The organism is Burkholderia sp. Ac-20353 (assembly GCF_017104785.1).
GTDB lineage: Bacteria > Pseudomonadota > Gammaproteobacteria > Burkholderiales > Burkholderiaceae > Burkholderia.
In genome coordinates, this window is the sequence record NZ_JAAGPL010000354.1 from 1 (window position 1) to 4,442 (window position 4,442).

A 4,442-nucleotide genomic window follows, 5' to 3' on the forward strand; every position below is an offset into this window, starting at 1 on the left:
TCGCGTGACGAATCTGGTTGCGCTGCGCACCGCCAGGGATTAATTAGTGAGAAGCCGGCCGCCCGCCCGCGGCCGCGCTCGTGACAAACCGGCCAGTCCGGCCGCCGCCCCGCGACCGGGGAGCACCGGAAACCGCCATCCGAAACCGAACCATGTACAACGTCGTCCTCGTCGCCCCCGAAATTCCGCCGAACACCGGCAACGTGATCCGCCTGTGCGCGAATACCGGTGCGCGGCTGCACCTGATCGAACCGCTCGGCTTTCCGCTCGACGACGCGAAGATGCGCCGCGCGGGCCTCGACTATCACGAATATGCGGACATGCGCTTGCATCCGGACTGGGACGCGTTCATCGCCGCCGAGTCGCCCGATCCCGCGCGGATGTTCGCGTTCACGACGCGCGGCTCGGGCCGCTTCCACGACCACGCATTCCTGCCGGGCGACTGGTTCGTGTTCGGCTCGGAAACGCGCGGCCTGCCCGCGCCGCTGCTCGAACGCTTCCCGAACGAACAGCGCGTGCGCCTGCCGATGCGGCCCGGCAACCGCAGCCTGAACCTGTCGAACACGGTCGCGGTGGTCGTGTTCGAGGCGTGGCGGCAGGCGGGCTTCGAAGGCGGCGCGTGACTGGCGGCTCGCGCAGAGACTAGCGGCGCGCGAGCCGCGCCTGGTACAGCTCGAGCATGTCCGGCGAAAAGCACGCGAACGTCACCTGCGTGAGGTTCGGCGCCTGCGGCAGCATCTCGACGACCGCCTCGATGGCGATGTCGACGGCCTGCTCGGCTGGATAGCGGTAGATTCCGCAGCTGATTGCCGGGAACGCGATCGACGTACACGCGACCTCTTCGGCCAGCTCGATCGCGCGCCGGTAGCACGACGCGAGCAGCTCGGCTTCCCGCTGCCCGCCGCCATGCCACACCGGGCCGACCGCATGAATCACGTATTTCGCCGGCAACCCGTGGCCGCGCGTGAGTTTCGCGTCGCCGGTCTCGCAGCCGCCGAGCGTGCGGCATTCGGCGAGCAGGTCCGGGCCGGCCGCGCGATGAATCGCGCCGTCGACCCCGCCGCCGCCGAGCAGCGAGCCGTTTGCCGCGTTGACGATCGCATCGACCTCGAGCGTCGTGATGTCGACGACCTGCGCGTCGAGCGTGGTGGAACCGATCTGCAGCATGACGACCTCCGCGAACGAAGGAGATGATTCAAGCGTAGTGCGCTTTGCGCGGCCACGCGACCGCGCCCGCTATTCCGACCACTTCTCCGACCACTACTCCGCGCGCGCGTCCCGGCGCAGCAGGCCGCTGACCGCGTCGCGTGGCGCGACGCCGTCGAACAGCACGCCGCATACCGCTTCGGTGATCGGCATCTCGAGCGCCTGCGCGCGCGCGATCGCGAGCACCGCCTGCGCGCAGCGCACGCCTTCGGCGACATGGCCGAGCGCGCCGAGGATGTCGTTCAGCGAACGGCCGGCCGCCAGCTGCAGGCCGACCGTGCGGTTGCGCGACAGGTCGCCCGTCGCGGTGAGGATCAGGTCGCCGAGGCCCGTGAGGCCCGTGAAGGTTTCCGCACGGCCGCCGAGCGCAACGCCGAGCCGCGACATTTCCGCGAGCCCGCGCGTGATCAGCGCGGCGCGTGCGTTGAGGCCGAGACCGAGACCGTCGGCAATGCCGGTCGCGATCGCCAGCACGTTCTTCACCGCGCCGCCGACCTCGACGCCGACCACGTCGTCGCCCGTATAGATCCGCATCGCGCCATGATGGAACGCCGCGAGCGTGCGTTCGCGGCATGCGGCCGACGCGCTCGCGACCGTCAGCGCGACCGGCAGCCCCTGGCCGACTTCGCGCGCGAAACTCGGCCCCGACAGCACGCCATTGCTGCGCTGTTCCGGCAGCTCGGCGGCGATTACCTGATGCGGCAGCAGATGCGTGTCGGCCTCGAAGCCCTTGCAGACCCAGACGATGTGCGCAGGCACGCAGCCCGCGTCGCGCATCGCGCGGCACAGCGCGCGCAGCCCGGCCACGGGCGCGCCGATCACGCACAGCGCGTCGTCCGCGGCGCCATGCGCGAGCGCCGCGGCGAGATCCGCGTCGTAGCGCAATGCGTCGGGCAATGCGATGCCGTCGAGATAGCGGGAATTTTCGTGCCGGGCCTGCAGCCCGGCGATGAGCGCGGCATCGCGCGCCCACAGAAGCGTATCGTGCCGCGCGGCCAGATGGCCCGCGAGCGCGGTGCCCCAGGCACCGGCGCCGAGAACGGCTACTTTCATACCCAGCACCGGTCCTTGCTCGTTCCTCAGTTCAGCGTCGAGCCGTTCGGCGCGCCGGCTGCACCCGCCTGCTGCTGGAGCTGCGCGAGACGCTGCTCGTACAGCGCCTGGAAGTTGATCTCGGCGAGGTGGATCGGCGGGAAGCCTGCGCGCGTGATCGCGTCGGCAATGTTCGAACGCAGGTACGGGAACAGGATCGTCGGGCAAGCGATGCCGACGAGCGGGTCGAGCTGTTCGTCAGGAATGTTACGAATGTCGAAAATTCCGGCCTGCTTCGCCTCGATCAGGAACGCGACCTTGTCCTTCACCTTCGCCGTCACGGTGCCCGACACGACGACTTCGAACACGCTTTCCGCGAGACGCTCGGCCTTGACGTCGACTTCGACTTCAACCGACGGCATGTCCTGCTCGAGGAAGATCGCCGGCGAATTCGGCTGCTCGAGCGACATATCCTTCAGGTAGACGCGCTGGATGTTGAAGAACGGTTGGTTTTCGACGTCGGACATGTTGATTCCCTAAAAGTGGTGACGGAGCGGCCGGCCCGGGCCGGCCGCTCCGGTTGATCCTGTGCGCGCGGCTGCGCAGCCGGCGGCCATTCTGCCCTAATCAGGCCGCTTGCAGAAGCGGCAGGAGGCCGCCTGCGCGGTCGAGCTTCGACAGATCGTCGTAGCCGCCGACATGCGTGTCGCCGATGTAAATCTGCGGCACCGTGCGGCGGCCCGTGCGCGACATCATTTCGTCGCGGCGCGACGGATCCTTGTCGATCAGCACCTTCTCGATCTGCTCGACGCCGCGCAGCTTCAGGAGCCGCTCGGCCTGGATGCAATACGGGCACACCTGGGTGCTGTACATGACCACTTTATTCACTTCGCCACTCCTTGTTTGACGACCGGCATCCCGGCCTGCTGCCACGCGGCGACGCCGCCTTCGAGCACGTGCACCTCGGCATAGCCCGCCGCCTCGACCGCGCGCGCCGCCTTCTGCGACTGCTGGCCGTTCTGGCACACGAGCAGCACCGGGGTGCTCTTGTTCTTCGCGACCTGCGCGATCTTCGCGCCGATCTCGCCGGCTTCGACCTGACGCGCCGACGGCAGGTGGCCGGCGGCAAACTCGGACGCGGGCCGCACGTCGATCACGACCGCGTTGCGGCGATTGATGAGCTGGGTCGCCTCTGCGGCCGACAGGCCGCCGCGGCCGCGGCGCAGCGCGGGCCAGGCCAGCAGGCCGCCGGACACCAGCAGGATCGCGATGAGGGCCAGGTTCGTGTAATCGGTAAAGAACGTCACGGAAATCCGCCGGAAAAAGAGAAATCGGAAAAGGACAATCCGGCCATTATAAAATAACCGACTTGCGCGGGCGTGACGCCCGGCGCACCGCTTCCTTCACTACCGACCGCAAGCACCTATGTACAAGCTCGTCCTCATCCGCCACGGCGAATCGACGTGGAACAAGGAAAACCGCTTCACCGGCTGGGTCGACGTCGACCTGACCGAGCAAGGCCGCAACGAGGCCTACCAGGCCGGCGAACTGCTCAAGGAAGCCGGCTACACGTTCGACATCGCGTACACGTCCGTGCTCAAGCGCGCGATCCGCACGCTGTGGCACGTGCAGGACCGGATGGATCAGATGTACCTGCCCGTCGTGCACTCGTGGCGCCTGAACGAGCGCCACTACGGCGCGCTGTCCGGCCTGAACAAGGCGGAAACGGCCGCGAAGTTCGGCGACGAGCAGGTGCTCGTGTGGCGCCGCAGCTACGACACGCCGCCGCCCGCGCTCGACGCGACCGACGAACGCGCGCCGTACGGCGACCCGCGCTACGCGAAGGTGCCGCGCGAGCAGCTGCCGCTCACCGAATGCCTGAAGGACACGGTCGCGCGCGTGCTGCCGCTGTGGAACGAGTCGATCGCGCCCGCGGTCAAGGCCGGCAAGCAGGTGCTGATCGCCGCGCACGGCAACTCGCTGCGCGCGCTGATCAAGTACCTCGACGGGATCTCCGACAGCGACATCGTCGGGCTGAACATCCCGAACGGCGTGCCGCTCGTGTATGAACTCGACGAAAACCTGAAGCCGATCCAGCACTACTACCTCGGCGACCAGGACGCGATCGCGAAGGCGCAGGCCGCCGTCGCTAAGCAAGGCAAGGCGGGCTGATCCCGCCCCGCCCTGCCGCGCCGGCCCCGCGC

7 protein-coding genes are annotated in these 4,442 nt (G+C 68.4%); 2 read left to right on the plus strand and 5 right to left on the minus strand.

The genetic code is table 11. The features are described 5' to 3' along the window. Nucleotides 1–152: 152 nt before the first annotated feature. Nucleotides 153–623 (plus strand): tRNA (uridine(34)/cytosine(34)/5-carboxymethylaminomethyluridine(34)-2'-O)-methyltransferase TrmL, encoded by a 471-nt coding sequence (trmL, locus tag G3N94_RS39820; RefSeq protein WP_205799673.1) that lies wholly within the window; start codon nt 153–155, stop codon nt 621–623. Between the two features lie 19 nt (nt 624–642). On the opposite strand, the gene G3N94_RS39825 is transcribed toward trmL, so the two are convergent. The 5 genes from G3N94_RS39825 to G3N94_RS39845 form a co-directional block, all read right to left on the minus strand. Further along, nucleotides 643–1,167 carry an O-acetyl-ADP-ribose deacetylase gene (locus G3N94_RS39825; RefSeq protein WP_205799674.1) on the minus strand — a complete coding sequence of 175 codons (525 nt, stop codon included), beginning with the start codon at nt 1,165–1,167 and terminating at the stop codon, nt 643–645. 93 nt (nt 1,168–1,260) lie between these two features. After that, nucleotides 1,261–2,259, minus strand: a complete 999-nt coding sequence (locus G3N94_RS39830; protein WP_205799675.1) for an NAD(P)H-dependent glycerol-3-phosphate dehydrogenase — start codon at nt 2,257–2,259, stop codon at nt 1,261–1,263. Nucleotides 2,260–2,285: 26 nt separating this feature from the next. Then, complete coding sequence (secB, locus tag G3N94_RS39835; protein ID WP_059464440.1) at nt 2,286–2,765, minus strand: protein-export chaperone SecB; 480 nt, start codon at nt 2,763–2,765, stop codon at nt 2,286–2,288. Between the two features lie 100 nt (nt 2,766–2,865). Beyond that, entirely contained in the window at nt 2,866–3,126 is a 261-nt protein-coding gene (gene grxC / locus G3N94_RS39840) for a glutaredoxin 3 (protein ID WP_205799676.1), read from the minus strand. Then, nucleotides 3,123–3,545: a rhodanese-like domain-containing protein gene (locus tag G3N94_RS39845; RefSeq protein WP_205799677.1), complete on the minus strand. Its 423-nt coding sequence runs from the start codon at nt 3,543–3,545 to the stop codon at nt 3,123–3,125. Before G3N94_RS39845 ends, grxC begins: the two co-directional genes overlap by 4 nt. A gap of 118 nt (nt 3,546–3,663) precedes the next feature. Between G3N94_RS39845 and gpmA the strand changes: the two genes are divergently transcribed. Continuing rightward, the gene (gene gpmA / locus G3N94_RS39850) at nt 3,664–4,410 is read left to right on the plus strand and encodes a 2,3-diphosphoglycerate-dependent phosphoglycerate mutase (RefSeq protein ID WP_205799678.1); all 747 of its coding nucleotides are present in this window, start codon (nt 3,664–3,666) and stop codon (nt 4,408–4,410) included. Nucleotides 4,411–4,442: the final 32 nt, after the last annotated feature.